General features: G+C 62.5%; 24 protein-coding genes. 17 read left to right on the forward strand and 7 right to left on the reverse strand.

All coding sequences use genetic code 11. From position 1 onward, the window contains the following. Nucleotides 1–78 precede the first annotated feature (78 nt). From ccoN (H7995_RS07225) to ccoP (H7995_RS07260), 8 genes are all read left to right on the forward strand, one after another. Nucleotides 79–1,503, forward strand: coding sequence for a cytochrome-c oxidase, cbb3-type subunit I (gene ccoN, locus H7995_RS07225; RefSeq protein ID WP_166590113.1), 1,425 nt, complete (start codon nt 79–81; stop codon nt 1,501–1,503). A 10-nt stretch (nt 1,504–1,513) separates the two neighbouring features. After that, a complete protein-coding gene (ccoO, locus tag H7995_RS07230) occupies nt 1,514–2,122 on the forward strand; it encodes a cytochrome-c oxidase, cbb3-type subunit II (protein WP_095165359.1) in 609 nt (202 codons plus the stop codon). A 3-nt stretch (nt 2,123–2,125) separates the two neighbouring features. Next, the gene (locus tag H7995_RS07235) at nt 2,126–2,341 is read left to right on the forward strand and encodes a cbb3-type cytochrome oxidase subunit 3 (protein WP_095165361.1); all 216 of its coding nucleotides are present in this window, start codon (nt 2,126–2,128) and stop codon (nt 2,339–2,341) included. Further along, nucleotides 2,338–3,291: a cytochrome-c oxidase, cbb3-type subunit III gene (gene ccoP, locus H7995_RS07240; protein ID WP_166590112.1), complete on the forward strand. Its 954-nt coding sequence runs from the start codon at nt 2,338–2,340 to the stop codon at nt 3,289–3,291. The genes H7995_RS07235 and ccoP (H7995_RS07240) overlap by 4 nt, the downstream gene beginning before the upstream one ends. Nucleotides 3,292–3,772: 481 nt before the next feature. Then, the gene (gene ccoN, locus H7995_RS07245; RefSeq protein WP_095165365.1) at nt 3,773–5,215 is read left to right on the forward strand and encodes a cytochrome-c oxidase, cbb3-type subunit I; all 1,443 of its coding nucleotides are present in this window, start codon (nt 3,773–3,775) and stop codon (nt 5,213–5,215) included. Next, nucleotides 5,215–5,823 (forward strand): cytochrome-c oxidase, cbb3-type subunit II, encoded by a 609-nt coding sequence (gene ccoO / locus H7995_RS07250; RefSeq protein ID WP_009042961.1) that lies wholly within the window; start codon nt 5,215–5,217, stop codon nt 5,821–5,823. The genes ccoN (H7995_RS07245) and ccoO (H7995_RS07250) overlap by 1 nt, the downstream gene beginning before the upstream one ends. 5 nt (nt 5,824–5,828) lie before the next feature. Further along, nucleotides 5,829–6,014: a CcoQ/FixQ family Cbb3-type cytochrome c oxidase assembly chaperone gene (locus tag H7995_RS07255; RefSeq protein ID WP_003175465.1), complete on the forward strand. Its 186-nt coding sequence runs from the start codon at nt 5,829–5,831 to the stop codon at nt 6,012–6,014. After that, nucleotides 6,011–6,988: a cytochrome-c oxidase, cbb3-type subunit III gene (gene ccoP / locus H7995_RS07260; protein WP_166590111.1), complete on the forward strand. Its 978-nt coding sequence runs from the start codon at nt 6,011–6,013 to the stop codon at nt 6,986–6,988. Before H7995_RS07255 ends, ccoP (H7995_RS07260) begins: the two co-directional genes overlap by 4 nt. A 78-nt stretch (nt 6,989–7,066) precedes the next feature. On the opposite strand, the gene H7995_RS07265 is transcribed toward ccoP (H7995_RS07260), so the two are convergent. Next, entirely contained in the window at nt 7,067–8,002 is a 936-nt protein-coding gene (locus tag H7995_RS07265) for a metallophosphoesterase family protein (RefSeq protein WP_342345328.1), read from the reverse strand. Nucleotides 8,003–8,457: 455 nt separating this feature from the next. Between H7995_RS07265 and ccoG the strand changes: the two genes are divergently transcribed. From ccoG to H7995_RS07305, 8 genes are all read left to right on the forward strand, one after another. Next, a complete protein-coding gene (gene ccoG / locus H7995_RS07270) occupies nt 8,458–9,873 on the forward strand; it encodes a cytochrome c oxidase accessory protein CcoG (protein WP_166590109.1) in 1,416 nt (471 codons plus the stop codon). Between the two features lie 11 nt (nt 9,874–9,884). Beyond that, nucleotides 9,885–10,424 (forward strand): FixH family protein, encoded by a 540-nt coding sequence (locus H7995_RS07275; RefSeq protein ID WP_166590108.1) that lies wholly within the window; start codon nt 9,885–9,887, stop codon nt 10,422–10,424. Nucleotides 10,425–10,571: 147 nt separating this feature from the next. Beyond that, a complete protein-coding gene (locus H7995_RS07280) occupies nt 10,572–13,022 on the forward strand; it encodes a heavy metal translocating P-type ATPase (protein ID WP_166590107.1) in 2,451 nt (816 codons plus the stop codon). A 22-nt stretch (nt 13,023–13,044) separates the two neighbouring features. Beyond that, nucleotides 13,045–13,272, forward strand: a complete 228-nt coding sequence (gene ccoS / locus H7995_RS07285) for a cbb3-type cytochrome oxidase assembly protein CcoS (RefSeq protein ID WP_095165375.1) — start codon at nt 13,045–13,047, stop codon at nt 13,270–13,272. Continuing rightward, nucleotides 13,265–13,948 (forward strand): sulfite exporter TauE/SafE family protein, encoded by a 684-nt coding sequence (locus tag H7995_RS07290; protein WP_182341364.1) that lies wholly within the window; start codon nt 13,265–13,267, stop codon nt 13,946–13,948. Before ccoS ends, H7995_RS07290 begins: the two co-directional genes overlap by 8 nt. A gap of 98 nt (nt 13,949–14,046) precedes the next feature. Continuing rightward, on the forward strand, nt 14,047–15,429 hold the full coding sequence (hemN, locus tag H7995_RS07295; RefSeq protein WP_185818170.1) for an oxygen-independent coproporphyrinogen III oxidase: 1,383 nt from the start codon (nt 14,047–14,049) through the stop codon (nt 15,427–15,429). 110 nt (nt 15,430–15,539) lie between these two features. Further along, nucleotides 15,540–16,274 carry a fumarate/nitrate reduction transcriptional regulator Fnr gene (fnr, locus tag H7995_RS07300; RefSeq protein ID WP_095165381.1) on the forward strand — a complete coding sequence of 245 codons (735 nt, stop codon included), beginning with the start codon at nt 15,540–15,542 and terminating at the stop codon, nt 16,272–16,274. 78 nt (nt 16,275–16,352) lie between these two features. Next, on the forward strand, nt 16,353–16,901 hold the full coding sequence (locus tag H7995_RS07305; protein WP_166590104.1) for an adenine phosphoribosyltransferase: 549 nt from the start codon (nt 16,353–16,355) through the stop codon (nt 16,899–16,901). 268 nt (nt 16,902–17,169) lie between these two features. On the opposite strand, the gene H7995_RS07310 is transcribed toward H7995_RS07305, so the two are convergent. From H7995_RS07310 to dnaX, 5 genes are all read right to left on the reverse strand, one after another. Further along, entirely contained in the window at nt 17,170–18,318 is a 1,149-nt protein-coding gene (locus H7995_RS07310) for an acyl-CoA dehydrogenase family protein (RefSeq protein ID WP_166590103.1), read from the reverse strand. Nucleotides 18,319–18,414: 96 nt separating this feature from the next. Beyond that, nucleotides 18,415–19,017, reverse strand: a complete 603-nt coding sequence (recR, locus tag H7995_RS07315; RefSeq protein WP_185818171.1) for a recombination mediator RecR — start codon at nt 19,015–19,017, stop codon at nt 18,415–18,417. Between the two features lie 76 nt (nt 19,018–19,093). Next, the gene (locus tag H7995_RS07320; protein ID WP_166590101.1) at nt 19,094–20,128 is read right to left on the reverse strand and encodes an NADP-dependent oxidoreductase; all 1,035 of its coding nucleotides are present in this window, start codon (nt 20,126–20,128) and stop codon (nt 19,094–19,096) included. A gap of 158 nt (nt 20,129–20,286) precedes the next feature. Next, the gene (locus tag H7995_RS07325; RefSeq protein WP_008028561.1) at nt 20,287–20,625 is read right to left on the reverse strand and encodes a YbaB/EbfC family nucleoid-associated protein; all 339 of its coding nucleotides are present in this window, start codon (nt 20,623–20,625) and stop codon (nt 20,287–20,289) included. Nucleotides 20,626–20,693: 68 nt separating this feature from the next. After that, a complete protein-coding gene (gene dnaX, locus H7995_RS07330) occupies nt 20,694–22,760 on the reverse strand; it encodes a DNA polymerase III subunit gamma/tau (protein WP_185818172.1) in 2,067 nt (688 codons plus the stop codon). Between the two features lie 145 nt (nt 22,761–22,905). Here dnaX and H7995_RS07335 point away from each other — a divergent pair, with 145 nt between their 5' ends. After that, nucleotides 22,906–23,655 (forward strand): substrate-binding periplasmic protein, encoded by a 750-nt coding sequence (locus H7995_RS07335; protein WP_185818173.1) that lies wholly within the window; start codon nt 22,906–22,908, stop codon nt 23,653–23,655. Between the two features lie 2 nt (nt 23,656–23,657). Here H7995_RS07335 and H7995_RS07340 read toward each other — a convergent pair whose 3' ends face one another. After that, complete coding sequence (locus H7995_RS07340; protein ID WP_185818174.1) at nt 23,658–25,358, reverse strand: putative bifunctional diguanylate cyclase/phosphodiesterase; 1,701 nt, start codon at nt 25,356–25,358, stop codon at nt 23,658–23,660. Nucleotides 25,359–25,468: the final 110 nt, after the last annotated feature.

A 25,468-nucleotide genomic window follows, 5' to 3' on the forward strand; every position in this document is an offset into this window, starting at 1 on the left:
GCCTATAACTCCAGGCGAAGGGAGCGTTCGTGCCTTGCGCAGACGCCTTCACTTCGGCTGAACCGTGGATGGGGAACCATGAACACTTCTATAAGTACCGCCTATAACTACAAGGTGGTCCGCCAATTCGCCATTATGACGGTGGTCTGGGGCATCGTCGGCATGGGCCTCGGGGTTTTTCTCGCGGCTCAATTGGTCTGGCCTGAACTGAACTTCAATTTGCCGTGGACCAGCTTCGGTCGCCTGCGCCCGTTGCACACCAACGCGGTGATCTTCGCCTTTGGTGGCTGCGCGCTGTTTGCCGCCTCGTTCTACTCGGTCCAGCGCACTTGCCAGACGCAATTGTTCGCGCCAAAAATCGCCGCGTTCACCTTCTGGGGCTGGCAACTGGTGATCCTGCTGGCAGCCATCACCCTGCCGCTGGGCTACACCAGCTCCAAGGAATACGCCGAACTGGAATGGCCGATCGACATCCTGATCACCATCGTCTGGGTCGCCTACGCCATCGTGTTCTTCGGCACGCTGATGAAGCGCAAGACCAAGCACATCTACGTCGGCAACTGGTTCTTCGGTGCATTCATCATCACCGTGGCCATCCTGCACATCGTCAACAACCTGGAACTGCCGGTCAGCCTGACCAAGTCCTACTCGGTATATGCCGGTGCGACCGATGCCATGGTCCAGTGGTGGTACGGCCATAACGCCGTAGGCTTCTTCCTCACCGCTGGCTTCCTCGGGATGATGTACTACTTCGTGCCGAAACAGGCCGAGCGCCCGGTGTACTCCTATCGCCTGTCGATCGTGCACTTCTGGGCCCTGATCACCCTGTACATCTGGGCCGGCCCGCACCACTTGCACTACACCGCGCTGCCGGACTGGGCTCAGTCGCTGGGCATGGTGATGTCACTGATTCTGCTGGCGCCGAGCTGGGGCGGCATGATCAACGGCATGATGACCCTCTCGGGGGCCTGGCATAAGTTGCGCAGCGACCCGATCCTGCGCTTCCTGGTGGTGTCCCTGGCGTTCTACGGCATGTCGACCTTCGAAGGGCCGATGATGGCCATCAAGACGGTCAACGCCCTCTCCCACTACACCGACTGGACCATCGGCCACGTACACGCCGGCGCACTCGGCTGGGTAGCGATGATCTCCATCGGCGCGCTGTACCACATGATCCCGAAAATCTTCGGCCGCGAGCAGATGCACAGCGTCGGCCTGATCAACGCGCACTTCTGGCTCGCCACCATCGGCACCGTGCTCTACATCGCCTCGATGTGGGTCAACGGCATCGCCCAGGGCCTGATGTGGCGCGCCGTCAACGAAGACGGGACCCTGACCTACTCCTTCGTGGAAACCCTGGTGGCCAGCCACCCAGGCTTCGTCGTACGCCTGGTCGGCGGGGCGATCTTCCTGAGCGGCATGTTCCTGATGGCCTACAACACCTGGCGCACCGTGCGTGAGGCCCAACCAGCCGAAGTCGCCGCCGCGGCGCAGATGGCCTGAGGAGTCCACCATGAAACACGAAACGATTGAAAAAAACGTCGGCCTGCTGCTGTTGCTGATGGTCTTTGCGGTGAGCATCGGCGGTCTGACGCAGATCGTCCCGCTGTTCTTCCAGGACGTCACCAACAAGCCGGTCGAAGGCATGAAGCCCTACACCGCGCTGCAACTGGAAGGCCGCGACATCTACATCCGCGAAGGCTGCGTGCAGTGCCACTCGCAGATGATCCGGCCGTTCCGCGCCGAGACCGAACGTTACGGCCACTACTCGGTAGCCGGAGAAAGCGTCTGGGACCACCCGTTCCTGTGGGGCTCCAAGCGTACCGGCCCGGACCTGGCCCGAGTCGGCGGTCGCTACTCCGATGACTGGCACCGTGCCCACCTGTACAACCCGCGCAACGTGGTACCGGAATCGAAAATGCCGGCCTATCCATGGCTGGTCACCCAGGCCGTGGACAGCAGCAACACCGAAACCAAGCTCAAGGTCATGCGCACCCTGGGCGTGCCCTACACCGACGAGGACATCGCCGGGTCAGTCGCCACGCTCAAGGGCAAGACCGAGATGGACGCCCTGGTCTCCTACCTGCAAGTGCTCGGCACTGCGATCAAGAGCAAGAGGTGAGCCATGCCCTATGAAATATTGAGCGTAATCAGCACTGGAATGATCCGCGGCCTGGGCACCGTCGTGGTGTTCGTGGCCTTTATCGGCCTGACCCTGTGGGTGTTCAACAGCAAGCGCAGCGCGCAATTCGCCGAAGCCCGCCTGCTGCCGTTTGCCGATGAACCCCTGGCCGAAGACGCCAGCACTCAAGAACCTGCAACAAGGAGTACCCGGCCATGACCACCTTCTGGAGTACGTGGATCTGCGTACTGACCATCGGCAGCCTGATCGGCCTGACCTGGCTGCTGGTCGGCACCCGCAAGGGTGAGACCAAGGGCAGTGTCGACCAGACCATGGGCCATGCCTTCGACGGCATCGAGGAATATGACAACCCGCTGCCCCAGTGGTGGTTCCTGCTGTTCGCCGGGACACTGGTGTTTGCCGTGGGCTACCTGATCCTCTACCCGGGCCTGGGCAACTGGAAAGGCGTCCTGCCGGGCTATCAGGACGGTTGGACCCAGACCAAGGAATGGGACAAGGAAATGGCCAAGGCCGATGCCAAGTTTGGGCCGATCTTCGCCAAATTTGCAGCCATGCCCGTGGAAGAAGTGGCCAAGGACCCACAAGCACTGAAGATGGGCGGACGCCTGTTCGCCTCCAACTGCTCGGTGTGCCACGGCTCGGATGCCAAGGGTGCCTTCGGCTTCCCCAACCTGGCGGACAGCGACTGGCGCTGGGGCGGCAGCGCGCAAGCGATCAAGACCACCATCATGGGTGGGCGGATGGCAGCGATGCCGGCCTGGGGTGAAGTCCTGGGGGATGCCGGGGTGAAAAACGTCGCGGCCTATGTGCGCCACGAACTCGCCGGCCTGCCATTGCCAGCGGACAGCGGTGCCGACCTGGCCGCTGGACAGCAAGCGTACAGCACCACGTGCGTAGCCTGTCACGGCGCCAATGGCCAGGGCATGGAGCTGATGGGCGCGCCAAACCTGACGCACCCGGCGGGGTTCATCTACGGCACCAGCCTGGCCCAGTTGCAACAGACCATTCGCCATGGTCGCCAGGGCCACATGCCGGCGCAGAACGAACTACTCGGCAATGACAAAGTGCAATTGCTGGCGGCGTACGTCTACAGCCTCTCCCACGGCACCAGCGCCCAGCCGCTGCAGGCCGATAGCAAAAGCGAATAACTCGCAACCGCATTACTGTCGCACCTTCCTGGTGCGACAGTTCCCTCCCTCTTTGCGACGCATTGTCGCACCCCCAAAAGGTCTGCCTTTGCGTCCGGCAGATTCGGGTCTAAGCTTGCTGCCAAGCGGACTGGCAAAGGCTGGTCACAGGTCAACCGTTGAGGATGGGTTCGACGTTTCGGTTCGATGAAAGGCCGCAAAGGCCGGTAGATACCGGCTGTCGTCCAAGTTGCCGTCTGTCACCTGCACGCCTCGTTTGAACACACCCAGTTACAACTGACCCGACCCCCTCGCCTCTTTCCTCTGCCGGGACATTTTCCCCCTGGGCAAATTTGTCCCTACGCGGCGCATGGAAAGGCCGCAGAATCAGCTTTTGAAAGCATTGACGCAGGTCATGGCGCGTTGCAATGACCCCCCGCTTTCTCCATACTTGCGGCCGATTTTTATCCCTAATAAAACACCCAAACCGTGGAACCTTAGAATGAGCACAGCAATCAGTCCGACTGCTTATAACTATAAGGTAGTCCGCCAGTTCGCCATCATGACGGTGGTCTGGGGGATCCTTGGCATGGGGCTCGGTGTCTTCATCGCCTCGCAACTGGTCTGGCCGGAGTTGAACTTCGGTCTGCCATGGACGAGCTTTGGACGCCTGCGCCCACTGCACACCAACCTGGTGATCTTTGCCTTCGGTGGTTGTGCATTGTTTGCCACTTCTTATTACGTCGTGCAGCGAACCTGCCAAACGCGACTGATTTCCGACAGCCTCGCGGCCTTCACCTTCTGGGGTTGGCAAGCGGTGATCGTCGGCGCGATTGTTACCTTGCCGCTGGGTTACACCACCACCAAGGAATACGCGGAACTGGAATGGCCTCTGGCTATCCTGCTGGCTATCGTCTGGGTTACCTACGGTCTGGTGTTCTTCGGCACCATCACCAAGCGTAAGACCAAGCACATCTACGTCGGTAACTGGTTCTACGGTGCCTTCATCGTCGTGACGGCGATGCTGCACATCGTCAACCACGCCTCCCTGCCGGTCAGCTTCTTCAAGTCCTACTCGGCCTATGCCGGTGCGACCGATGCCATGATCCAGTGGTGGTACGGCCACAACGCGGTAGGTTTCTTCCTGACCACCGGCTTCCTGGGGATGATGTACTACTTCGTGCCGAAACAGGCCGAGCGTCCGATCTACTCGTATCGCCTGTCGATCGTGCACTTCTGGGCCCTGATCACCCTGTACATCTGGGCAGGCCCGCACCACCTGCACTACACCGCACTGCCGGACTGGGCTCAGTCCCTGGGCATGGCGATGTCGATCATCCTGCTGGCCCCGAGCTGGGGCGGCATGATCAACGGCATGATGACCCTGTCGGGCGCCTGGCATAAGCTGCGCACCGACCCGATCCTGCGCTTCCTGGTGGTGTCCCTGGCGTTCTACGGCATGTCGACCTTCGAAGGCCCGATGATGGCCATCAAGACCGTCAACTCGCTGTCGCACTACACCGACTGGACCATCGGCCACGTACACGCCGGTGCCTTGGGCTGGGTAGCGATGATCTCGATCGGCGCGATCTACCACATGATCCCGAAACTGTTCGGTCGTGCGCAGATGCACAGCACCGGCCTGATCAACACGCACTTCTGGCTCGCGACCATCGGTACCGTGCTCTACATCGCTTCGATGTGGGTCAACGGCATCACCCAGGGTCTGATGTGGCGTGCAATCAACGACGACGGCACCCTGACCTACTCGTTCGTTGAAGCGCTGCAAGCCAGCCACCCGGGCTTTATCGTTCGCGCCCTGGGCGGTGCATTCTTCGCTAGCGGCATGCTGTTCATGGCCTACAACGTATTCCGTACCGTACGTGCCTCGAACCCGGCAGAAGCCAAAGCCGCCGAACAGATTGCTGTAGTTGGAGCTCACTGATGAAGCATGAAGCAGTCGAGAAGAATATTGGCCTGCTGGCCTTCTTCATGGTCATCGCCGTCAGCATCGGCGGCCTGACCCAGATCGTCCCGCTGTTTTTCCAGGATGTCACCAACAAGCCGGTCGAAGGCATGAAGCCACGTACCGCCCTTGAACTGGAAGGCCGCGACGTCTACATCGCCAACGGTTGTGTCGGCTGCCACTCGCAGATGATCCGTCCGTTCCGCGCTGAAACCGAACGTTATGGCCACTACTCGGTAGCCGGTGAAAGCGTCTGGGACCACCCATTCCTGTGGGGCTCCAAACGTACCGGTCCGGACCTGGCCCGAGTCGGCGGTCGTTACTCCGATGACTGGCAGCGTGCGCACTTGTACAACCCGCGCAACGTAGTGCCTGAGTCGAAAATGCCGGCCTACCCGTTCCTCGTGGAAAACAAGCTCGACGGCAAAGACACCGCGAAGAAAATGGAAGTCTTGCGCACGCTCGGCGTCCCTTACACCGACGAAGACATCGCCGGCGCCAAGGATGCTGTGAAGGGCAAAACCGAAATGGACGCGCTGGTGGCCTATCTGCAAGGCCTGGGCACCATCATCAAAAGCAAACGGTGATTTAGATGGATATCGGGATGATTCGTGGCCTGGGCACCGTTGTCGTGATGGTTGCCTTTATCGGTCTGGCCTTGTGGGTGTTCAGCCCCAAGCGCAAATCCGAGTTTGAAGACGCGACCTTGCTGCCTTTCGCGGATGATCCCGAAGCCATCAAGCACGTCGAGCAAGCTTCTAGGAGTAACAAAGAATGACTACGTTCTGGAGTCTGTACGTCACAGTCCTCAGTCTGGGTACCATCTTCGCCCTGACCTGGCTGCTGCTGTCGACCCGCAAGGGCCAGCGCAGCGAACAGACAGATGAGACGGTTGGCCACTCCTTCGACGGGATCGAGGAGTACGACAACCCGCTGCCGAAATGGTGGTTCATGCTGTTCGTCGGCACCATCGTCTTCGCCCTCGGCTACCTGGTTCTGTACCCGGGCCTGGGCAACTGGAAAGGCCTGCTGCCGGGTTACAGCTACCTCGATAACGAGAAGCAGACCCCGTTCGCCAACGGCCAGTCCGGCTGGACCGGCGTTCACGAGTGGGAAAAGGAAATGGCCAAGTCGGACGCCAAGTTCGGTCCGATCTTCGCCAAGTTCGCTGCCATGCCGATCGAAGAAGTCGCCAAGGACCCACAAGCCCTGAAGATGGGTGGCCGCCTGTTCGCCTCCAACTGCTCGGTTTGCCACGGCTCCGACGCCAAGGGCGCTTATGGCTTCCCGAACCTGACCGACGCCGACTGGCGCTGGGGCGGTTCGCCAGCGGAAATCAAGGCCACCATCCTGGGCGGTCGTCACGCCGTGATGCCAGCCTGGGCTGAAGTGATCGGTGAACAAGGTGTCAGCGACGTGGCTGCCTATGTCCTGACCAACCTCGATGGCCGCAAACTGCCAGAAGGCAGCAAAGCCGACCCGGTTGCCGGCCAGAAGCTGTTCGCCGCCAACTGCGTGGCCTGTCACGGCCCTGCGGGCAAAGGCACGCCAGCCATGGGCGCACCTGACCTGACTCACCCGGGCGCGTTCATCTACGGTTCGAGCTTCGCTCAACTGCAGCAGACCATCCGTTACGGCCGTCAGGGCCAGATGCCTGCGCAAGAGCAAATGCAGGGTAACGACAAGGTTCACCTGCTGGCCGCTTACGTCTACAGCCTGTCGCACAGCGAGAAGGCAGCGGACGCCGAGTAAGGCAAACGCTTGATGCAACAACAAACGGCCCCGTCAGTCACCTGACGGGGCCGTTTGTTTTGTGGGGGCCGCCGCCCCTCAATACCGCACGTCTATCACCGACTCGACCTGACGACTGGGCCAGTTGTTGCCTTTGACGCGATGAATCGTCAGCGATTGGCGATCCGCCGCAAAACTGGCGATCAGGTAGCTCTGCTGTGAAGCCGAACCACTGAGAAACACCGGCACCTGACCGAACTCACCGGTCGCATTCCAGTACCGCCCCGAGTAGTCGTGATAGTGCCCGGCAAACACCGCCGTGACCTTGTAGGTCTCGATCATGGTTCTGAACCGGGTAATCTGCTGTTCGCTGCCGGCCCATCCCCGCGGCTTGTGCAGGTTGAGAATAATGATTCGACCCTGCTCCCGAGCCTTCTTCAGGTCGCCTTCGAGCCAGTCCAGCGCATCGTTGATTTCGAACGCCTTGGGGCTGATGAGGGGCACTCCGGAGCTGAAGTTCGCCGAATAGGTCGGCTCGTTGTGCAACTGCACCAAGTGCACATCACCCAGATTGCGTGAATACGCCAGGCTGCCGTAATAGATCTCGGTGCGCCCCGCGACCCGCACGCCGAAGTCCAGGCTGTCGACCTTGCCCCAGTAACGCTGCTTGAACGCCTCGATACTGTCGGCCGCACAGCTGTTGAGAAAACAATCGTCCACGTTGTTTTCGTAGTCGTGATTGCCCAGCCCGTAGTCGTAGAGTCCCTCCAGCCTCGCGTCAAGGATGGGCATCAGTGCCGAGCGTTGCCAGCCATGACCAAAGGCGGTGAGATCGCCATTGATCATCACCGGCACCCGCTGGGCACCCCCAAAGTTCCTGCGGAAATCGGCAATGTCGGCGTATTGGCTATCGATCAACCATTTCGAGCGGCTGTCGCGCTGTGAGTCTGATTCAGGCGAGCCGTCATCGGAGCTTTCGGTCCAGGGATACTGGGGGTCGGAGGTAAAGACCAGGTGCCTAGGTGATTCAGTCACCTGCGCACTGAATGCGCCGGGCGCCCAACAGAAGAGCCCGAGCACGGTGGCTAACTTGTAACAATTAATGAGCTTCATAAAATTCCATTTTCATAAAGGGCTAAGGTGAGTGAGCCAGGTCGATCCTGGCTCGCCACCAACTTACTGCCCCTTGGGAAAATGAAACAAACCCCCGGCTGCACTTAATCAAGTGCCGATGTTTCAACGCTGATGGCAACGCTACTGGCCAGGCACGAGGATCGGGAGGGGAAAATCGTCCATACTGAACAAGTCAATTGACCTGCATCATGATTTGTTACATTTGCTACACCATCCACCCTCTTTTCCCAACGCGACCAAAGGTCGCACCCTTGCGCTAGAGCTTCAGGCGTATCATTGCGCCACTGCAACAGCCTTTTTGACCGCGGTCGGCATGTACTGACCGAGGCATTTTTCCACTGCCGTGGGATGCAATGATGAGCAATCAGATTCCGGTACACGACGTTACTCCGCCTGCCAAGAACGCGAACAACAGCGTCGACCTTTACGCCTCACGAGAAAAAATCTACACCCGCGCCTTCACCGGCCTGTTCCGCAATCTGCGGATGATGGGGGGTGCCGGCCTGTTCCTGCTGTATTTCGGTACGGTGTGGCTGAACTGGGGCGGCCACCAGGCGGTGTGGTGGAACCTGCCGGAGCGTAAGTTCTTCATTTTCGGCGCCACCTTCTGGCCGCAGGACTTCATCCTGCTCTCGGGCCTGCTGATCATTGCCGCCTTCGGCCTGTTCTTCATTACCGTGTACGCCGGACGTATCTGGTGCGGCTATACCTGCCCGCAGAGCGTCTGGACCTGGATCTTCATGTGGTGCGAGAAGGTCACCGAAGGCGACCGCAACCAACGCATCAAGCTGGACAAGGCGCCGATGAGCGCCAACAAGCTCCTGCGCAAGTTCAGCAAACACAGCCTGTGGCTGCTGATCGGCTTCGTCACTGGCATGACCTTCGTCGGCTATTTCTCGCCGATTCGCGAGCTGGTCATCGACTTTTTCACCGGCCAGGCCGATGGCTGGTCGTACTTCTGGGTCGGCTTCTTCACCCTCGCCACCTACGGCAACGCTGGCTGGCTGCGCGAGCAGGTGTGCATTTACATGTGCCCGTACGCACGCTTCCAGAGTGTGATGTTCGACAAGGACACGCTGATTGTTTCCTACGACCCGCGCCGTGGCGAAGCCCGTGGCCCGCGCAAGAAAGGCGTGGACTACAAGGCTCAGGGCCTGGGTGACTGCATCGACTGCACCATGTGCGTACAGGTGTGCCCGACCGGCATCGACATCCGCGACGGCCTGCAGATCGAGTGCATCGGCTGTGCGGCGTGCATCGACGCCTGCGACAGCATCATGGACAAGATGGACTACCCCCGCGGCCTGATCAGCTACACCACCGAGCACAACCTGTCCGGGCAGAAAACCCATAAACTGCGGCCGCGCCTGATCGGCTATGCGCTGGTGCTGCTGGCGATGATCAGCCTCCTGGTGACCGCGTTCTTCATGCGCCCACTGGTGGGTTTCGACGTCAGCAAGGACCGCGTGCTGTACCGCGAGAACGCCGAAGGGCGAATCGAGAACGTCTACAGCCTCAAAGTCATGAACAAGGACCAGCGCGACCATACTTACCTGCTGGAAGCCGCCGGCCTGCCGGACCTCAAGCTGCAAGGCAAGCGTGAGATCAAGGTCGCCGCAGGGGAGATTGTCAGCATGCCGGTCGAGTTATCGAGTGCACCGGAACAACTGCCGTCGAGCACCAACGAGGTGAAGTTCATCCTCAAGGATGCCGACGACGACAGCGTCCACGTTGAAGCCAAGAGCCGATTCATCGGCCCACAAATTCGTTGAGAGAAGTCATCATGCCTGCAGCAAATGCCACCAGCCCTTGGTACAAGCACCTCTGGCCCTGGATCATCATCGCGATCCTGGCCTGTTCGGTGACGCTGACCCTGTCGATGGTGACCATCGCGGTGAACAACCCGGACAACCTGGTCAATGACAATTACTACGAGGCCGGCAAAGGCATCAACCGCTCCCTGGACCGCGAACTGCTGGCCCAGACCCTGCTGCTGCGCGCCAGCGTGCACCTGGACGGGGTCACCGGCGAAGTCGACCTGCACCTGACCGGCAACAGCCAGCCCAAGACACTGGAGCTGAACCTGATCTCGCCGACCCAGCCAGAGAAAGACCGCAAGATCACCCTGACCCGCAGCGAAACCGAACAAGGCCGCTACATTGGCCAGTTGACCGACAAGGTCGAAGGCCGCCGGTTCGTGGAGTTGCTGGGCAGCCAGGACGATCACATCTGGCGCATGTTCGAGGAAGAACAAGTCAGCCACGACAAGGACATGCTGCTGGGTGACGAACCGCTGCAAGGCGCGGAAGACCTGAAGAACTAAACACTGCGCTTCGCGCATTCGCGGGCAAGCCCGCTCCCACAGTTGATCCGCGGTCGGGCAGCCCACCAACGATCCCTGTGGGAGCGGGCTTGCCCGCGAAGAGGCCCTATCCGACGATAGCGATCCAGCGGTACTAGTGATTACTCCATGACCACCATCCCAACCCCCTGCTACCACTGTGCCCTGCCCGTCCCGCCCGGCAGCCGGTTTACCGCCGTGATTCTCGGCGAAACCCGCGAGCTCTGCTGCCCGGGGTGCCAGGCGGTGGCCGAAGCGATCGTCGCCGGCGGCCTGGAGCATTACTACAGCCACCGCAGCGAAGCCTCGGCCAACCCCGAAGCCTTGCCGGTGCAGCTAGTGGACGAGTTGGCGCTGTATGACCGTGCCGACGTGCAAAAACCCTTCGTCCGCCACGACGGCGACCTGGCCGAGACCACCTTGCTGATGGAAGGCATCAGTTGCGCGGCCTGTGGCTGGCTGATCGAGAAGCACCTGCGTGGCCTGCCCGCCGTGGCCGAGGCGCGGCTGAACCTGTCGAACCATCGCCTGCACGTGCGCTGGGTCGATAGCCAGTTGCCGCTGAGTCAGTTGCTCAGCGAACTGCGCCACATCGGCTACGCCGCCCACCCCTACCAGGCCGACCGTGCCAGCGAGCAACTGGCCAGCGAAAACCGCCTGGCCCTGCGCCAACTGGGTGTGGCCGGCCTGCTGTGGTTCCAGGCGATGATGGCGACCATGGCCACCTGGCCGGAATTCAACATCGACCTGAGCCCCGAACTGCACACCATCCTGCGCTGGGTCGCGCTGTTCCTGACCACGCCGATTGTGTTCTACAGCTGCGCGCCGTTCTTCAAAGGGGCGATGCGCGACCTGCGCACCCGCCACCTGACCATGGACGTATCGGTCTCGCTGGCCATTGGCGGCGCCTACCTGGCGGGCATCTGGACCTCGATCACCGGCACTGGCGAACTGTATTTCGACGCGGTCGGCATGTTCGCCCTGTTCCTGCTGGCCGGGCGCTACCTGGAACGCCGGGCCCGGGAGCGTACAGCGGCGGCCACCGCGCAACTGGTGAACCTGTTGCCGGCTTCCTGCCTGCGCCTGAGTAGCGATGGCCAGAGCGAACGGATCCTGCTGAGCGAATTGCGCCTGGGCGACCGGGTACTGGTACATCCCGGCGCGATCCTGCCGGCCGACGGACGGATTCTCGACGGCCAGTCGAGCGTCGATGAGTCGCTACTGACCGGCGAATACCTGCCCCAGGCCCGGACCCGTGGCGATGCGGTCACCGCAGGCACCCTGAATGTCGAGGGCGCGCTGACCGTCGAAGTCCTGGCCCTGGGCCAGGACACGCGCCTGTCAGCCATCGTTCGCCTGCTGGAGCGGGCCCAGGCGGAAAAACCACGGCTGGCGGAGATCGCCGACAAAGCCGCGCAGTGGTTCCTCCTGTTGTCACTGGTGGCCGCCGTGGCGATCGGCCTGCTCTGGTGGCAACTGGACCCGTCCCGGGCGTTCTGGATCGTCCTGGCGATGCTGGTGGCCACCTGCCCGTGCGCGTTGTCGCTGGCCACGCCCACCGCCCTGACTGCCGCCACCGGCACCCTGCACAAGCTCGGCCTGTTGCTGACCCGCGGCCATGTGCTCGAGGGCCTGAACCAGATCGACACGGTGATTTTCGACAAGACCGGCACCCTCACCGAGGGACGCCTGGCATTGCGCGCGATCCGCCCCCTGGCCAGTCTCGACAGCGACCAGTGCCTGGCGCTTGCCGCCGCCCTGGAAAACCGCTCCGAACACCCGATTGCCCGCGCATTCGGCCGCGCGCCACTGGCCGCCGAAGAAGTACTCAGCAGCCCGGGCCTGGGCCTCGAGGGGCGAGTCGGCGAGCAACGCCTGCGCATCGGCCAGCCGGCTTTCGTCTGTGCACTGAGCGGTTGTGCCGTGCCGGCCATGCCTGAAGAAGCCGGGCAGTGGCTGCTACTGGGCGATGCCCATGGCGCGCTGGCCTGGCTGGTCCTCGATGACCGCCTGCGCAGTGACGCACCCGCCCTGCTCGCCGCCTGCAAGGCCCGGGGCTGGCGTACGCTGCTGCTGTCTGGCGACAGTTCGCCGATGGTCGCCAGCGTGGCCGCCGAACTGGGCATCGATGAAGCCCGGGGCGGCCTGCGCCCGGACGACAAGCTGCAGGTGCTCAAGCAATTGCAGGAGCAAGGCCACAAGGTGTTGATGCTCGGCGACGGAGTCAATGATGTACCGGTGCTGGCTGCCGCCGACATCAGCGTGGCCATGGGCTCGGCCACTGACCTGGCAAAAACCAGTGCCGATGCGGTGTTGCTGTCCAACCGCCTGGACGCCCTGGTGCAAGCCTTCAGCCTGGCCCGCCGGACCCGCCGGGTAATCATCGAGAACCTGCTGTGGGCTGGGCTGTACAATGGCCTCATGTTGCCCTTCGCGGCCCTCGGCTGGATCACTCCGGTGTGGGCCGCGGTCGGCATGTCCATCAGTTCATTGACCGTGGTGCTCAATGCCCTGCGCCTGACTCGCCTGCCGAGCGCGCCCGCAAGCACCCCGCCACACACCCGCGCGCTGCCGGCCTGAGCCGCGCGCGCATGGAGTCCCGATGCCAGCTCTCTACGTGATGATCCCGGCGGCACTGCTGATCGTCGCCATCGCTATCTACATCTTCTTCTGGGCGGTCGACAGCGGCCAGTACGACGACCTCGACGGCCCGGCCCACAGCATCCTGTTCGACGACCAGGATCCGAACCACCAGGCAGCCATCAACGAAGCCGACGGCCACCCGACGGATCCGGCCAAGCCGACCGACAAGACCCCTCCCCATGCTTGAGTTGGCCCCCCTGCTGGTTTCGGCACTGATCCTCGGGCTGCTCGGCGGCGGCCACTGCCTGGGCATGTGTGGCGGGCTGATGGGGGCGCTGACCCTGGCGATTCCCAAGGAACAACGCAGTCGGCGTTTTCGCCTGCTGCTGGCGTACAACCTCGGGCGGATTCTCAGCTACGCCACCGCCGGCCTGCTGATCGGCCTGGCGGGGTGGGCCGTGGCCAACAGTCCGGCGGCGATGTTCATGCGCATCCTCGCCGGCCTGCTGCTGATTGCCATGGGCCTGTACCTGGCGGGCTGGTGGAGCGGCCTGACCCGCATCGAAGGCCTGGGACGAGGCCTGTGGCGCCATATCCAGCCAGTGGCCAACCGTTTGCTGCCGGTATCAAGCCTGCCGCGCGCCTTGCTGCTGGGCGCCCTGTGGGGCTGGCTGCCCTGCGGGCTGGTGTACAGCACCCTGCTATGGTCCGCCAGCCAGGGCAATGCGCTGGACAGCGCGCTGCTGATGCTCGCCTTTGGCCTCGGCACCTGGCCGGTGCTGTTGGCCACCGGGCTGGCGGCCGAGCGGGTCACCGCCCTGTTGCGCAAGCGCAGCGTGCGCATGACCGGTGGCCTGCTGGTGATCCTGTTTGGCATCTGGACCCTGCCGGGGCCGCATCAGCACTGGCTAATGGGGCACTGAACAAGGCGCCTGCTGCGCCCGTTGATGCAAGTCAACATGCCCACATGGGCAACCCCCTAGACTCGCTGACATTGCTAGCCTATCCGGGGAATGCCCGCATGCTCGACGCCATTCGTTGGGACACAGATCTGATCCGCCGTTACGACCTGGCGGGACCTCGCTACACCTCCTACCCGACCGCGGTGCAATTCCACAGCCAGGTTGGCTCCTTCGACCTGTTCCACGCCCTGCGCGAGAGCCGCAAGGCCCAGCGGCCATTGTCGCTGTACGTGCATGTGCCGTTCTGCGCGAACATCTGCTACTACTGCGCCTGCAACAAGGTCATCACCAAGGACCGTGGTCGCGCGCTGCCGTACCTGCAACGCCTGGAGCAGGAAATCCAGCTGGTGGCCTGCCACCTGGACCCACAGCAGAAAGTCGAGCAACTGCACTTCGGTGGCGGCACCCCGACCTTCCTCAGCCACGACGAACTGCGCCAGTTGATGGCGCAACTGCGCAAGCACTTCAACCTGCTGGACGATGATTCCGGCGACTACGGGATCGAGATCGACCCACGCGAGGCCGACTGGTCGACAATGGGCCTGCTGCGCGAGCTGGGGTTCAACCGGGTCAGCATCGGCCTGCAGGACCTGGACCCGGCGGTGCAACGGGCGGTCAATCGCCTGCAGAGCCTGGAAGAGACCCGGGCGGTGATCGATGCGGCGCGCACCCTGCAATTCCGTTCGATCAACATCGACCTGATCTACGGCCTGCCCAAGCAGACCGCGGAAAACTTCGCCCGCACCGTCGAGGAAGTCATCAGCCTGCAGCCGGACCGGCTCTCGGTGTTCAACTACGCCCACTTGCCCGAGCGCTTCATGCCGCAGCGCCGGATCAACAGCAGCGACCTGCCCGCCCCGGCAGAAAAACTGCAGATGCTGCAGCGCACCATCGAGCAATTGACCGCCGCCGGTTATCGCTACATCGGCATGGACCACTTCGCCCTGCCCGACGATGAACTGGCCATCGCCCAGGAAGAAGCCACCCTGCAGCGCAACTTCCAGGGCTACACCACTCACGGCCATTGCGACCTGATTGGCCTGGGGGTCTCGGCCATCAGCCAGATCGGCGACCTGTATTGCCAGAACAGCAGCGATCTGAGCGAGTACCAGAATGCCCTCGCCAGCTCCCAACTGGGCACCAGCCGTGGCCTGGTCTGCACTCAGGATGACCGGATCCGGCGGGCGGTGATCCAGCAGCTGATTTGCAATTTCCATCTGCAGTTCTCCACCATCGAGCAGCAGTTCAACCTCGACTTTCGTGGTTACTTTGGTGAGCTCTGGCCGCAATTGCAGGCCATGGCCAGCGACGGCCTGATTGAGCTCGATAGCGAAAAAATCCTGGTGCTGCCGGCCGGGCGCCTGCTGGTGCGTTCGGTCTGCATGGTGTTCGACGCCTACCTGGAACAGCAGAACCGCCAGCGCTTTTCACGCGTCATTTGACGACGTTACGGACAAATAACCTGCACTAAGTTGCCGCAGTCTGGTCTCCAGGTCCTCCCGTGGGGTACCCTTACGTCTTATGTGTGTTTTTTCCCACAAGGATCTAAGAAATGTCCGAGCCAGTTAAACTGCGCGCTCACAGCCAGGCTCACTGCAAGGATTGCAGCCTGGCCCCCCTCTGCCTTCCGCTATCGCTGAATCTGGAAGACATGGATGCGCTGGACGACATCGTGAAACGGGGCCGCCCGCTGAAAAAAGGCGAGTTCCTGTTCCGTCAGGGCGACCGATTCGATTCGGTCTTTGCCGTGCGTTCCGGTGCCCTGAAGACCTTCAGCCTCAGCGACGGCGGTGAAGAGCAGATCACCGGCTTCCACTTGCCGAGTGAACTGGTCGGCCTGTCGGGCATGGACACCGAATCCCACCCGGTGTCCGCCCAGGCGCTGGAAACCACTTCGGTGTGCGAAATCCCTTTCGAGCGTCTCGATGAACTGGCCCTGCAACTGCCGCAGTTACGCCGTCAGTTGATGCGGGTGATGAGCCGCGAAATTCGCGACGACCAGCAAATGATGCTGTTGCTGTCGAAGAAGACCGCGGACGAGCGGATTGCCACCTTCCTGGTCAACCTCTCGGCGCGTTTCCGCGCACGCGGGTTCTCGGCCAACCAGTTCCGCCTGAGCATGTCGCGCAACGAAATCGGCAACTACCTGGGTCTGGCGGTGGAAACCGTGTCCCGGGTGTTCACCCGCTTTCAGCAGAACCAGTTGATCGCCGCCGAGGGCAAGGAAGTGCACATCCTCGACCCGATCCAGCTGTGCGCGCTGGCGGGCGGCTCCGTCGAAGGCTGACCCGGCACGGTCGGTCGAGCGCAGCTGCTCGGCCGCCGTTATACTGCTGCATTTGCAGCCTGCCAGGACCTCTCGACGATGCTCATCGACGCCTTCGACATCAAATCCCTGATCCGCCCCGTGATCGACTTTCCCAAGCCTGGCGTGATCTTTCGCGACATCACCCCGTTGTTCCAGTCACCCAAGGCCCTGCGCCTGGTGATGGACAGCTTTGCCCATCGTTATGTCGAAGCCGACTTCACCCACATCGGCGCGATGGATGCCCGTGGTTTCCTGATCGGCTCGGTGCTGGCCTATCAACTGAACAAACCCCTGGTGCTGTTTCGCAAGCAAGGCAAGCTGCCGGCCGACGTGCTGGCCGAGGGTTACCAGACCGAGTACGGCGAAGCCTTCCTCGAAGTCCACGCCGACAGCCTGTGCGAAGGCGACTCGGTGCTGATGTTCGATGACCTGATCGCCACTGGCGGCACCCTGATTGCCGCGGCCAACCTGGCCCGGCGCATGGGAGCGAAGATTTTCGAAGCGGCGGCGATCATCGACCTGCCAGAACTGGGCGGCTCCCAGCGCCTGGAAGACATGGGCATCCCGACGTTCTGCCTGACGCAGTTTGCCTTGTCCGAACAGTAGGCGGTGCCGGTCCTGGCGCTATCGCGAGCAGGCTCGCTCCACACAGATTTGGGGGTGACTGCGAAATCTGCGCCTGTGGAGAGAGAATCTGCTTGGGTGGTGACCTCTGGGCCGACCGGGATTTGGATTAGAGCGAGTACATATCCATTCTTGCTGTAACGGCTGATAGGGGTTCCGCCCGGCCCGCTCCCACAGGAGGCCTGTGGGTGGCCAGATCACACTGTGGCAGCTAGCCTGCTAGCGATGAGGCTAGCCGCCATAGCGCAATCTACAGCCCCATCTGCTTGCTGATGATCTCGTTCATCACCTCCCGCGTGCCGCCGCCAATGGACAGGATGCGGTTATCGCGGTACAGGCGCTCCACCAGGCTGTCACGCATATAGCCCAGGCCGCCGAGGATCTGCACCGCGTCGTGGGTGATGCGATCCGCGGTGTCGGTGGCGAAGTTCTTGGCCATGGAAATTTCCTTGATCACACTCTGCCCGGCGGCCATTTTTGCCGCCTGGCGATAGGTGAACTCCCGGGACACCTCCAGCGCCGTGGCCATTTCCGCCAGGCGATGCTTGAGCACCTGGAACTTGCCAATGGGCTTGCCGAACGCTTCGCGCTGGCGGGCCCACTTCAGACTCTCTTCAAGCGCCAGTTGCGCGGTCATGTTGGCCATCAGCGCCAACGCCAGGCGCTCACTCTGAAAGTTGCCCATGATGCAGGCAAAGCCCATGTTCTCGGCACCGATCAGGTGGTCCACCGGTACTTTGCAATCGTCGAAGAACAACTCGGCGGTGTCCGAGGCCCACCACCCCATTTTCTTCAATTGGCGCCCAACGCTGAACCCCGGGGTGTCGCGCTCGATCAGCAACAAGCTGATGCCGCCGAACCCTGTATCGCCGGTGCGCACCGCCACCGTATAAAAGTCCGCGCGCACGCCGCTGGTGATAAAGGTTTTGCTGCCATTGACCCGGTAGTGATCACCGTCGCGCACGGCGCGGGTCTGCAGGTTGGCCACGTCGGAGCCGCCACTGGGCTCGGTGACCGCCAGCGCGCTGATCTTTGCGCCGCTGAGTACCTGCGGCACCACCCGCTCGCGCACCTCGGGCCGCGCCCACTTGACGATCGGTGGCAGTCCGATGTCCAGCGAACCCAGCCCGGCCACCAGCCCACCGGAGCCACAGCGCATCAGCTCTTCACTGGCGGCGATCTTGGCAAACAGGTCACCCTCGTGACTGCCACCCAGCGCTTCGGGGTAACCGATGCCCAGGATGCCCGCCGCGCCGGCCTTGAGGTAGAGCTCGCGAGGAAACCCTTCGGCCTCCTCCCACTGGTCGATGTCCGGGATGATCTCGCGCTCGACGAAACGTCTTACGCTATCGCGGACCAACTCATGGCTGGGATCGAAGTATTCCTGGAAGGCAGGCATCGGCGAACTCCACTGAAGGTTCAGCGAAGTTAACCGAGCGCTTGCTTGGTTTTCAACAGATTTGTGGCGATGTGGACTGCCGCAGGCGGCGATGTTTTACAACGCGATCGGCTTACGCCCGGCAAACGAATGCGCCAACGTGCCGCCATCCACCAGTTCCAACTCGCCCCCTAACGGTACCCCGTGGGCGATACGCGAGGTGATCAGGCCCTTGTTGCTGAGCAACTGGGCGATGTAGTGAGCGGTCGCTTCGCCTTCCACGGTCGGGTTGGTGGCGAGGATGATTTCGCTGAAGGTGCCGGCCTCTTCGATCCGCGCCAGCAATTGCGGAATGCCAATGGCTTCCGGCCCCAGGCCATCGAGCGGCGACAAATGGCCCTTGAGTACGAAGTAGCGTCCGCGAAAGCCGGTCTGCTCCACGGCATACACGTCCATCGGCCCCTCGACCACGCACAGCAGGCTGTCGTCGCGGCGGGGGTCGGAGCACTGCGGGCACAGTTCTTCTTCGGTCAGGGTGCGGCACAGGCGGCAATGGGCGACCCCTTCCATTGCCTGGCTCAAGGCCAACGCCAGCCGCGAGCCACCGCTGCGGTCGCGTTCGAGCAGTTGCAACGCCATGCGCTGGGCAGTTTTCTGGCCGACCCCAGGCAAGGTGCGCAGGGCGTCGATCAGTTGGCGAATCAAAGGGCTGAAGCTCATGGGCAAAGGTCCGACAAAACAACGAGACGCGGTTTATACCCGCGCCTCTGGCCAGCGTCAAATGCTCATCGGTCGGTCAGTCATTGGCCACCCGCACCACCAGCTTGCCGAAGTTGCGCCCCTCCAGCAGGCCGATAAAGGCCTCGGGCGCCTGCTCCAGGCCTTCGACCACGTCCTCGCGGAACTTCACCTTGCCGTCACGCACCCAGGGCGCCATGGCCTTGGCAAACTCGGAGTGGCGATCGCCATAGTCGTCGAACACGATAAACCCCTGCATCCTCACCCGCTTGGTCAGCAAGGTGCGCTGCAGCAGCGGCATGCGGTCCGGGCCCGGCGGCGCCTCTTGCGCGTTGTATTGGGCAATCAGGCCGCACACCGGGATCCGCGCCTTGGGATTGAGCAATGGCAGGACCGCGTCGAACACCTTGCCACCAACGTTTTCAAAGTAAATGTCGACACCCGCACCGCACGCCTGCGCCAGTTGTTCGGCAAAATCCGCACGCTTGTGATCGATGCAGGCATCAAAACCCAGCTCATCGACCACGTAGCGGCATTTATCCGCGCCACCGGCGACGCCGACCACCTTCAGCCCCTTGATCCGCGCCACCTGACCCACCACCGAGCCCACGGCGCCGGAAGCAGCCGCCACGACCAAGGTCTCCCCTTCCTTGGGCTGGCCGATGTCCATCAACCCCATGTAGGCGGTCATGCCCGGCATGCCGAGTACGCCCAGGGCCATGGATGGGCTGGGCAAGCCGGACGGCACCGGGATCAGGGCCCGACCGTCGCTGATGCTGTGGCTCTGCCAGCCAGTGGCACCGACCACCAGGTCACCTTCGTGGAATTTCGGGTTCAGCGAGCGCTCGACCCGACTGACGGCACCACCGGTCATGACCTCGCCGATGGCCACCGGGGCGGCGTAGGACGGTGCGTCGCTCATGCGTCCGCGCATGTAGGGATCGAGCGACAGGTACAGGGTCTTGAGCAGCACCTGACCTTCGGCCAGGTCGGGCAAGGCTTCGCGCTCGAGCCGAAAGTTCTCCGGGGTCGGCGCGCCCACCGGGCGCGACACCAGCACGATGCGTTGGTTGAGGGTCAATGCGTCTGGCATGTGAGCGTCTCCTTGAGCGAAGGTTTAAGGGGCTATAGCAGCAGACCCTGGGAAACAGCCGGCGTTCGATGTTTTGCAGCGCACCCCGTGCACCAAAAACAAAAATGCCAGGCTAGGCGCCTGGCATTTTTGTAGTCCATCCGACGCGTCAACGCGAATCAGAATGGCAGCTTCATGCCCGGTGGCAGTTGCATGCCGGCGGTCATGCCGGACATCTTGTCCTGGCTGTTGGCCTCGATCTTGCGCACGGCGTCATTGACCGCAGCCGCGAACACGGCTTCGAGCATCTCTTTGTCGTCTTCGCTCAGGCCTTCCACCAGGCTTGGGTCGATGGTCACGCGCTTGACGTCGTGACGACCGGTCATGACCACGGTGACCATATCGCCACCCGCTTTACCGGTGACTTCGGCGTTGGCCAGCTCTTCCTGCATCTTGGCCATTTTTTCCTGCATCTGCTGCGCCTGCTTCATCAGGCCGGCCATGCCACCTTTCATCATGGGAATCACCTCAAAAGTACGTGGATCAAAACGGTGCCCGGCCCAGTGGACCGGGCACCTTCAGTTTGTTAGCCCTGGCTGACCAGGGCCTCGACAGGTTCAATAGTATCGTTACGGATCACTGCGCCGAACTGTTGCATCATCTGCTGGATGAACGGATCGCCGTGGATCGAGTCCTCAGCCTCGCGCTGACGGTTGGCGCGCCGCCGGGACGATGCCTGGGCCGGGGTTTCCTGCTCGGGCTTGATCAGCTCGATGCTCACCGTCAGGGTGCGCTCCAGCAGTTGGTTCAGGGCATCGTTGAGCCGCCGTTGCTGGGTGGCGTTGAACAGCGCGCTGTGGGCCGGGTCCAGGTGCAGCAACCACTGGTCGCCGTCCACCGCGATCAGCGTGCAGTTGGCGGCGATGCTGCCGGTCATGCCGGAAATCGGCAGTTTCGGGAACAGCTCCAGCCACTGCAGGGCCAGGCCGGTGGCCGGCATCGCTGCGGGCTCCGGTTCCGGCGCAGGCGCAGGCTCGGCGGTGTGCTCGCTGGCCAGTTCATCAAGGTAGCTGTACGCCGAATCCATGTCTGGCTCGATGTAATCCTCGTCCAGCGGCGGCTCATCATCCAGGTCCATGTCTGGCGTGGCGGCGTCCACCTCGGCCACCGAAGGCTCGGGAATCGGCGCGGCGGCCCATTCCGGCGCATCCGGCACCACACTGTCGGGCACCGGCACGGGCATCGGGGTCAGGTCTGGCTGTTCGGCGACGGTCTCGAGCACCGGCTCGACCGCCGGTTGCAGCTCGGCGGCCGGCTCTACCGGGTCGTTCCAGGGCAGGTCGACGACCTCCTCGACAACGGCTGCCGGCTCAGGTGCGACGTACACCTCAGGTTCAGGCTCGACCACCGGCGCCACAGGCGCAGGGGTGGGTGCAGGTGCCGCAACAATCGGCGCAGCGGCCACGACCGGCGCAACAGGCAACGCGCCAGCCACTGAGTGAGCGGAATCAACTGTGGCCTGGCTGATCCCCACTGGCTTTAGCGGCTGCCTCGGCGCATCGGCGGTGTCTGCCGGGCGGAAAGCCAGCATCCGCAGCAGGACCATTTCAAAGCCGCCCCGCGGATCAGGGGCCAGCGGCAGATCGCGCCGACCAATCAGCCCCATCTGGTAATAGAACTGCACATCCTCGGCCGGCAAGGCCTGGGCCAGCGCCAACACCCGGTCGCGGTCGCCCTGACCGTTGTCGACACCTTCGGGCAGTGCCTGGGCAATCGCTACGCGGTGCAACACGTTGAGTATTTCCGAGAGCACGCCGTTCCAGTCAGGGCCTTGCTCGGCCAGGTGGCGGACGCCTTCGAGCAACGCCTTGGCGTCGCCTTCGATCAGCGCGTGCAGGACGTCGTAGACCTGGCCATGGTCGAGGGTGCCGAGCATGGCCCGCACGTCCGCTGCCATGACCTTGCCTTCACCGAAGGCAATCGCCTGGTCGGTGAGGCTCATGGCATCGCGCATCGAACCGTCGGCGGCGCGCCCGAGCAACCACAGGGCGTCGTCTTCGAACGGCACGTTCTCCACGCCCAGGACGTGGGTCAAGTGTTCGACCACGCGCTCAGGCGTCATGTTTTTCAGGGAGAACTGCAGGCAGCGCGACAAAATCGTTGCCGGAAGTTTCTGCGGGTCAGTGGTGGCCAGGATGAACTTGACGTAGGGCGGCGGCTCTTCGAGGGTTTTCAACAGCGCATTGAAGGAATGGCTGGAGAGCATGTGCACTTCGTCGATCAGGTAGACCTTGAAGCGCCCACGGCTCGGCGCGTACTGCACGTTGTCCAGCAGTTCGCGGGTGTCCTCGACCTTGGTCCGGCTCGCGGCGTCGATCTCGATCAGGTCGACAAAGCGTCCCTCATCGATCTCACGGCACACCGAACAGGTGCCGCACGGCGTCGAAGTGATACCTGTTTCACAGTTCAGGCATTTGGCAATGATCCGCGCGATGGTGGTCTTGCCCACCCCGCGGGTGCCGGTAAACAAATAGGCGTGGTGCAGCCGCTGGCTGTCCAAGGCATTGATCAGAGCCTTGAGCACATGGGTCTGGCCGACCATTTCGCGGAACGAGCGCGGACGCCATTTACGTGCAAGAACCTGATAACTCATCGAAAACCGTCGCAACTGGGAAGCGGAAGCGGGTAATGCTAGCGGAGCAAGGGCAAAATTGCATCCGGTGTGCTCGGCTAATCTGGCTAAGATGGTGTCTGGGGGACGTTTTAATCGGCGTCGGGCGGTATTTGCTGGAGAGTTTATGCGGTCAGCCTTGGGGGCATTGTTACTGGTCAGCGCCAGCGCTCTTGCGGCGCCCAGCCCTTTGCGTTTCGCCATCACCGACAGCTGGGCCATGCCCATGGTGCAGATCGAGCACGGACGCCCGACCCAGGGCATTTTGCATGACGTGATGCTCAGCCTCGCCACCCAGGTCGGCTTGCCCGCCGAATTCCACGTCCTGGCCCGCGCGCGCGTGCAAAACGCCATGGAGCACGGGGAAATCGACGTCCGCTGCTACGCCGCGCAATCCTGGCTACCCAACCAGTCCGGCGACTATATCTGGAGCATTCCCCTGTGGTTCCAGCGCGACCTGTTGATCAGCACCCAGCACCGTCATGCGTCGGTAGTCCCGGCCAGCCAGGCCCCCCAATCCATCGGCACGGTGCTGAGCTACAACTACCCGACCCTGCAACCGCTGTTCGACAGCGGGCAACTCAAGCGCGACGACGCCCGCAACCAGGACCAGGTCCTGCAAAAGCTGCTGGCCGGGCGCAATGAGTACGGGGTGAGCAACCAGTGGACCCTGGACTGGTTCAATCAACGCTTGCTGCCGGAGCGGCAATTACGCGCCGTCGCCGTCCTGCAGGAGCTGCACGTCGGCTGCTACGTGCGCAACGATCCGGACCTGCCGGTGCAGCGCATCCTGCGGACCCTGCTGCGGATGAAAATGTCCGGTGAGATCGACGACATCATCCGCCTTTATACCGGCACTCAAGAGCCATCACCCTAGGTTCAGACAGCCTCATCCAGCGCCTGCCACTGCAGGGGCGCGACGAAATTCGCGACCCAGCCCGGCACCTCGCTGGCCGGCATCGGCCGGGCAATGAAGTAACCCTGGGCGACTTCGCAGCCCAGGGTTAGCAGCAGTTGGCCATGTTCGAGGCTCTGCACTCCCTCGGCGATCACCTCCCGACCAAACGCCCGCGCCAGGCCGATCACGGCAGTGGTCAGGGCCAGGTCGTCGCGATCATGCAGAATATCGCGGACAAAAGACTGATCGATCTTGATGGTTTGCGTGTTCAGGCGCTTGAGGTAACTGAGGGACGAGTGACCGGTACCGAAATCCCCCAGCGTGAACCTCACCCCCAGCGCCTGGCAGGCCTGCAGGCAGGCAGTGACATGCTGGATGTTTTCGATCGCCATGGACTCGACAATCTCCAGGTCCAGCAGATGGGGAGCGACCCGGGCGTGACGCTCCAGCACCTGTTTGAGCCGGTCGAAGAAGTCTGTGCGCTGGAAATGCCGGGCAGCAATGTTGACGCTGACCGGCCATTGCTGCCCACTCGCCTGCCAGCGGGACAACTGCGCCAGCACCTGGTCTATGACCCACTCGCCGATATCGACGATCAGGTCGGTTTCCTCCACCAGTGGCAAAAACTCCCGTGGCGGCACCGCGCCCTTCTGCGGATGCTCCCAGCGCAACGAGGCTTCGAAACCGACCACGACACCGCCGCGCATATTCACCTTGGGCTGGAAATGCAGGCGCAGTTCATTGCCCAGCAAGGCTTGGCGGACACGGGCGACGGTCTGGTGCGTCGCCTTGACCTCGCGATCGCGCATTACATCAAACAGGTGAAAGCGGTTTCGCCCGCTCTGCTTGGCCACGTACATGGCCTGGTCGGCATGGCGCAACAAGGTCTCGGCGTCATCGCTGTCCAGGGGAAACAGGGTCACGCCGATACTGGCGTAGACGTGAATGTCCTTGCCCTGGATTGAGTAGGCCGCCGAAATCGCCCCCAGCACCCGGTTCAACGCCGCGCGCAGCTCCGCCACATCACGCACATAGCGCAGGATCAGCACAAACTCGTCCCCGGCCAGGCGCGCCACCACATCCTCGCCACGCACAATACTGCGCAGGCGTTTGGCCACTTCCACCAGCAACAGGTCGCCACTGGCATGGCCATAGCCGTCATTGACCGCCTTGAAACCGTCCAGGTCGAGCATGCACACCGCCAGCGGCACCTCTTCGATGCGCGAGCAGTCCAGGGCCTGGTTCAGCAGGTCGGAGAGGAACGCCCGATTGGGCAAGCCGGTCAGCACGTCATGCCCGACCCGCCATTGCAGCGAATGCAGCAACTGGCGCTGCTCGCTGGTATCAAAGCCAATCGACACGTAGCGGTGCACCCGCCCCGTCGACTCGTCCAGCACCGGCAGCAGGGTACTGTCGACCCAATACAGGCTACCGTCCTTGGCCCGGTTGCACAGTTCACCCTTCCAGACATTGCCCAGGGCGATGGTGCGCCACAGCGTGGCAAAGAACTCGTCAGGGTGCAGCCCGGAATTGAGCAGCCGGTGATCGACGCCCAGCAGCTCTTCCCGGCGATATCCGGAGACCGCACAGAACCGGTCGTTGACGTAGGTGATTCGACCATCGAGGTCGGTTTCGGAAAATAGAGCGGCGGCATCCACCGCCCTGCGGTATTTCTCATCCATGAGTTTGGCCTGTGGTGGCTAGCGGTCGTACCGCTCAACCAGCGCGCAACGCTTGGAAGAGGTAGGGGGGGCGTAGTAGAACGGCTCGGCAGGTCGCAGCCCGGGGGGCA

The organism is Pseudomonas kielensis, from assembly GCF_014236655.1.
GTDB lineage: Bacteria > Pseudomonadota > Gammaproteobacteria > Pseudomonadales > Pseudomonadaceae > Aquipseudomonas > Aquipseudomonas kielensis.

Bases quoted from the DNA above. Each gene is read 5' to 3' on its own strand.
- ccoN (WP_166590113.1), top strand. From the start codon at position 79: ATGAACACTTCTATAAGTACCGCCTATAACTACAAGGTGGTCCGCCAA.
- ccoO (WP_095165359.1), top strand. From the start codon at position 1,514: ATGAAACACGAAACGATTGAAAAAAACGTCGGCCTGCTGCTGTTGCTG.
- H7995_RS07235 (WP_095165361.1), top strand. From the start codon at position 2,126: ATGCCCTATGAAATATTGAGCGTAATCAGCACTGGAATGATCCGCGGC.
- ccoP (WP_166590112.1), top strand. From the start codon at position 2,338: ATGACCACCTTCTGGAGTACGTGGATCTGCGTACTGACCATCGGCAGC.
- ccoN (WP_095165365.1), top strand. From the start codon at position 3,773: ATGAGCACAGCAATCAGTCCGACTGCTTATAACTATAAGGTAGTCCGC.
- ccoO (WP_009042961.1), top strand. From the start codon at position 5,215: ATGAAGCATGAAGCAGTCGAGAAGAATATTGGCCTGCTGGCCTTCTTC.
- H7995_RS07255 (WP_003175465.1), top strand. From the start codon at position 5,829: ATGGATATCGGGATGATTCGTGGCCTGGGCACCGTTGTCGTGATGGTT.
- ccoP (WP_166590111.1), top strand. From the start codon at position 6,011: ATGACTACGTTCTGGAGTCTGTACGTCACAGTCCTCAGTCTGGGTACC.
- ccoG (WP_166590109.1), top strand. From the start codon at position 8,458: ATGAGCAATCAGATTCCGGTACACGACGTTACTCCGCCTGCCAAGAAC.
- H7995_RS07275 (WP_166590108.1), top strand. From the start codon at position 9,885: ATGCCTGCAGCAAATGCCACCAGCCCTTGGTACAAGCACCTCTGGCCC.
- H7995_RS07280 (WP_166590107.1), top strand. From the start codon at position 10,572: ATGACCACCATCCCAACCCCCTGCTACCACTGTGCCCTGCCCGTCCCG.
- ccoS (WP_095165375.1), top strand. From the start codon at position 13,045: ATGCCAGCTCTCTACGTGATGATCCCGGCGGCACTGCTGATCGTCGCC.
- H7995_RS07290 (WP_182341364.1), top strand. From the start codon at position 13,265: ATGCTTGAGTTGGCCCCCCTGCTGGTTTCGGCACTGATCCTCGGGCTG.
- hemN (WP_185818170.1), top strand. From the start codon at position 14,047: ATGCTCGACGCCATTCGTTGGGACACAGATCTGATCCGCCGTTACGAC.
- fnr (WP_095165381.1), top strand. From the start codon at position 15,540: ATGTCCGAGCCAGTTAAACTGCGCGCTCACAGCCAGGCTCACTGCAAG.
- H7995_RS07305 (WP_166590104.1), top strand. From the start codon at position 16,353: ATGCTCATCGACGCCTTCGACATCAAATCCCTGATCCGCCCCGTGATC.
- H7995_RS07310 (WP_166590103.1), bottom strand. From the start codon at position 18,318: ATGCCTGCCTTCCAGGAATACTTCGATCCCAGCCATGAGTTGGTCCGC.
- recR (WP_185818171.1), bottom strand. From the start codon at position 19,017: ATGAGCTTCAGCCCTTTGATTCGCCAACTGATCGACGCCCTGCGCACC.
- H7995_RS07320 (WP_166590101.1), bottom strand. From the start codon at position 20,128: ATGCCAGACGCATTGACCCTCAACCAACGCATCGTGCTGGTGTCGCGC.
- H7995_RS07325 (WP_008028561.1), bottom strand. From the start codon at position 20,625: ATGATGAAAGGTGGCATGGCCGGCCTGATGAAGCAGGCGCAGCAGATG.
- dnaX (WP_185818172.1), bottom strand. From the start codon at position 22,760: ATGAGTTATCAGGTTCTTGCACGTAAATGGCGTCCGCGCTCGTTCCGC.
- H7995_RS07335 (WP_185818173.1), top strand. From the start codon at position 22,906: ATGCGGTCAGCCTTGGGGGCATTGTTACTGGTCAGCGCCAGCGCTCTT.
- H7995_RS07340 (WP_185818174.1), bottom strand. From the start codon at position 25,358: ATGGATGAGAAATACCGCAGGGCGGTGGATGCCGCCGCTCTATTTTCC.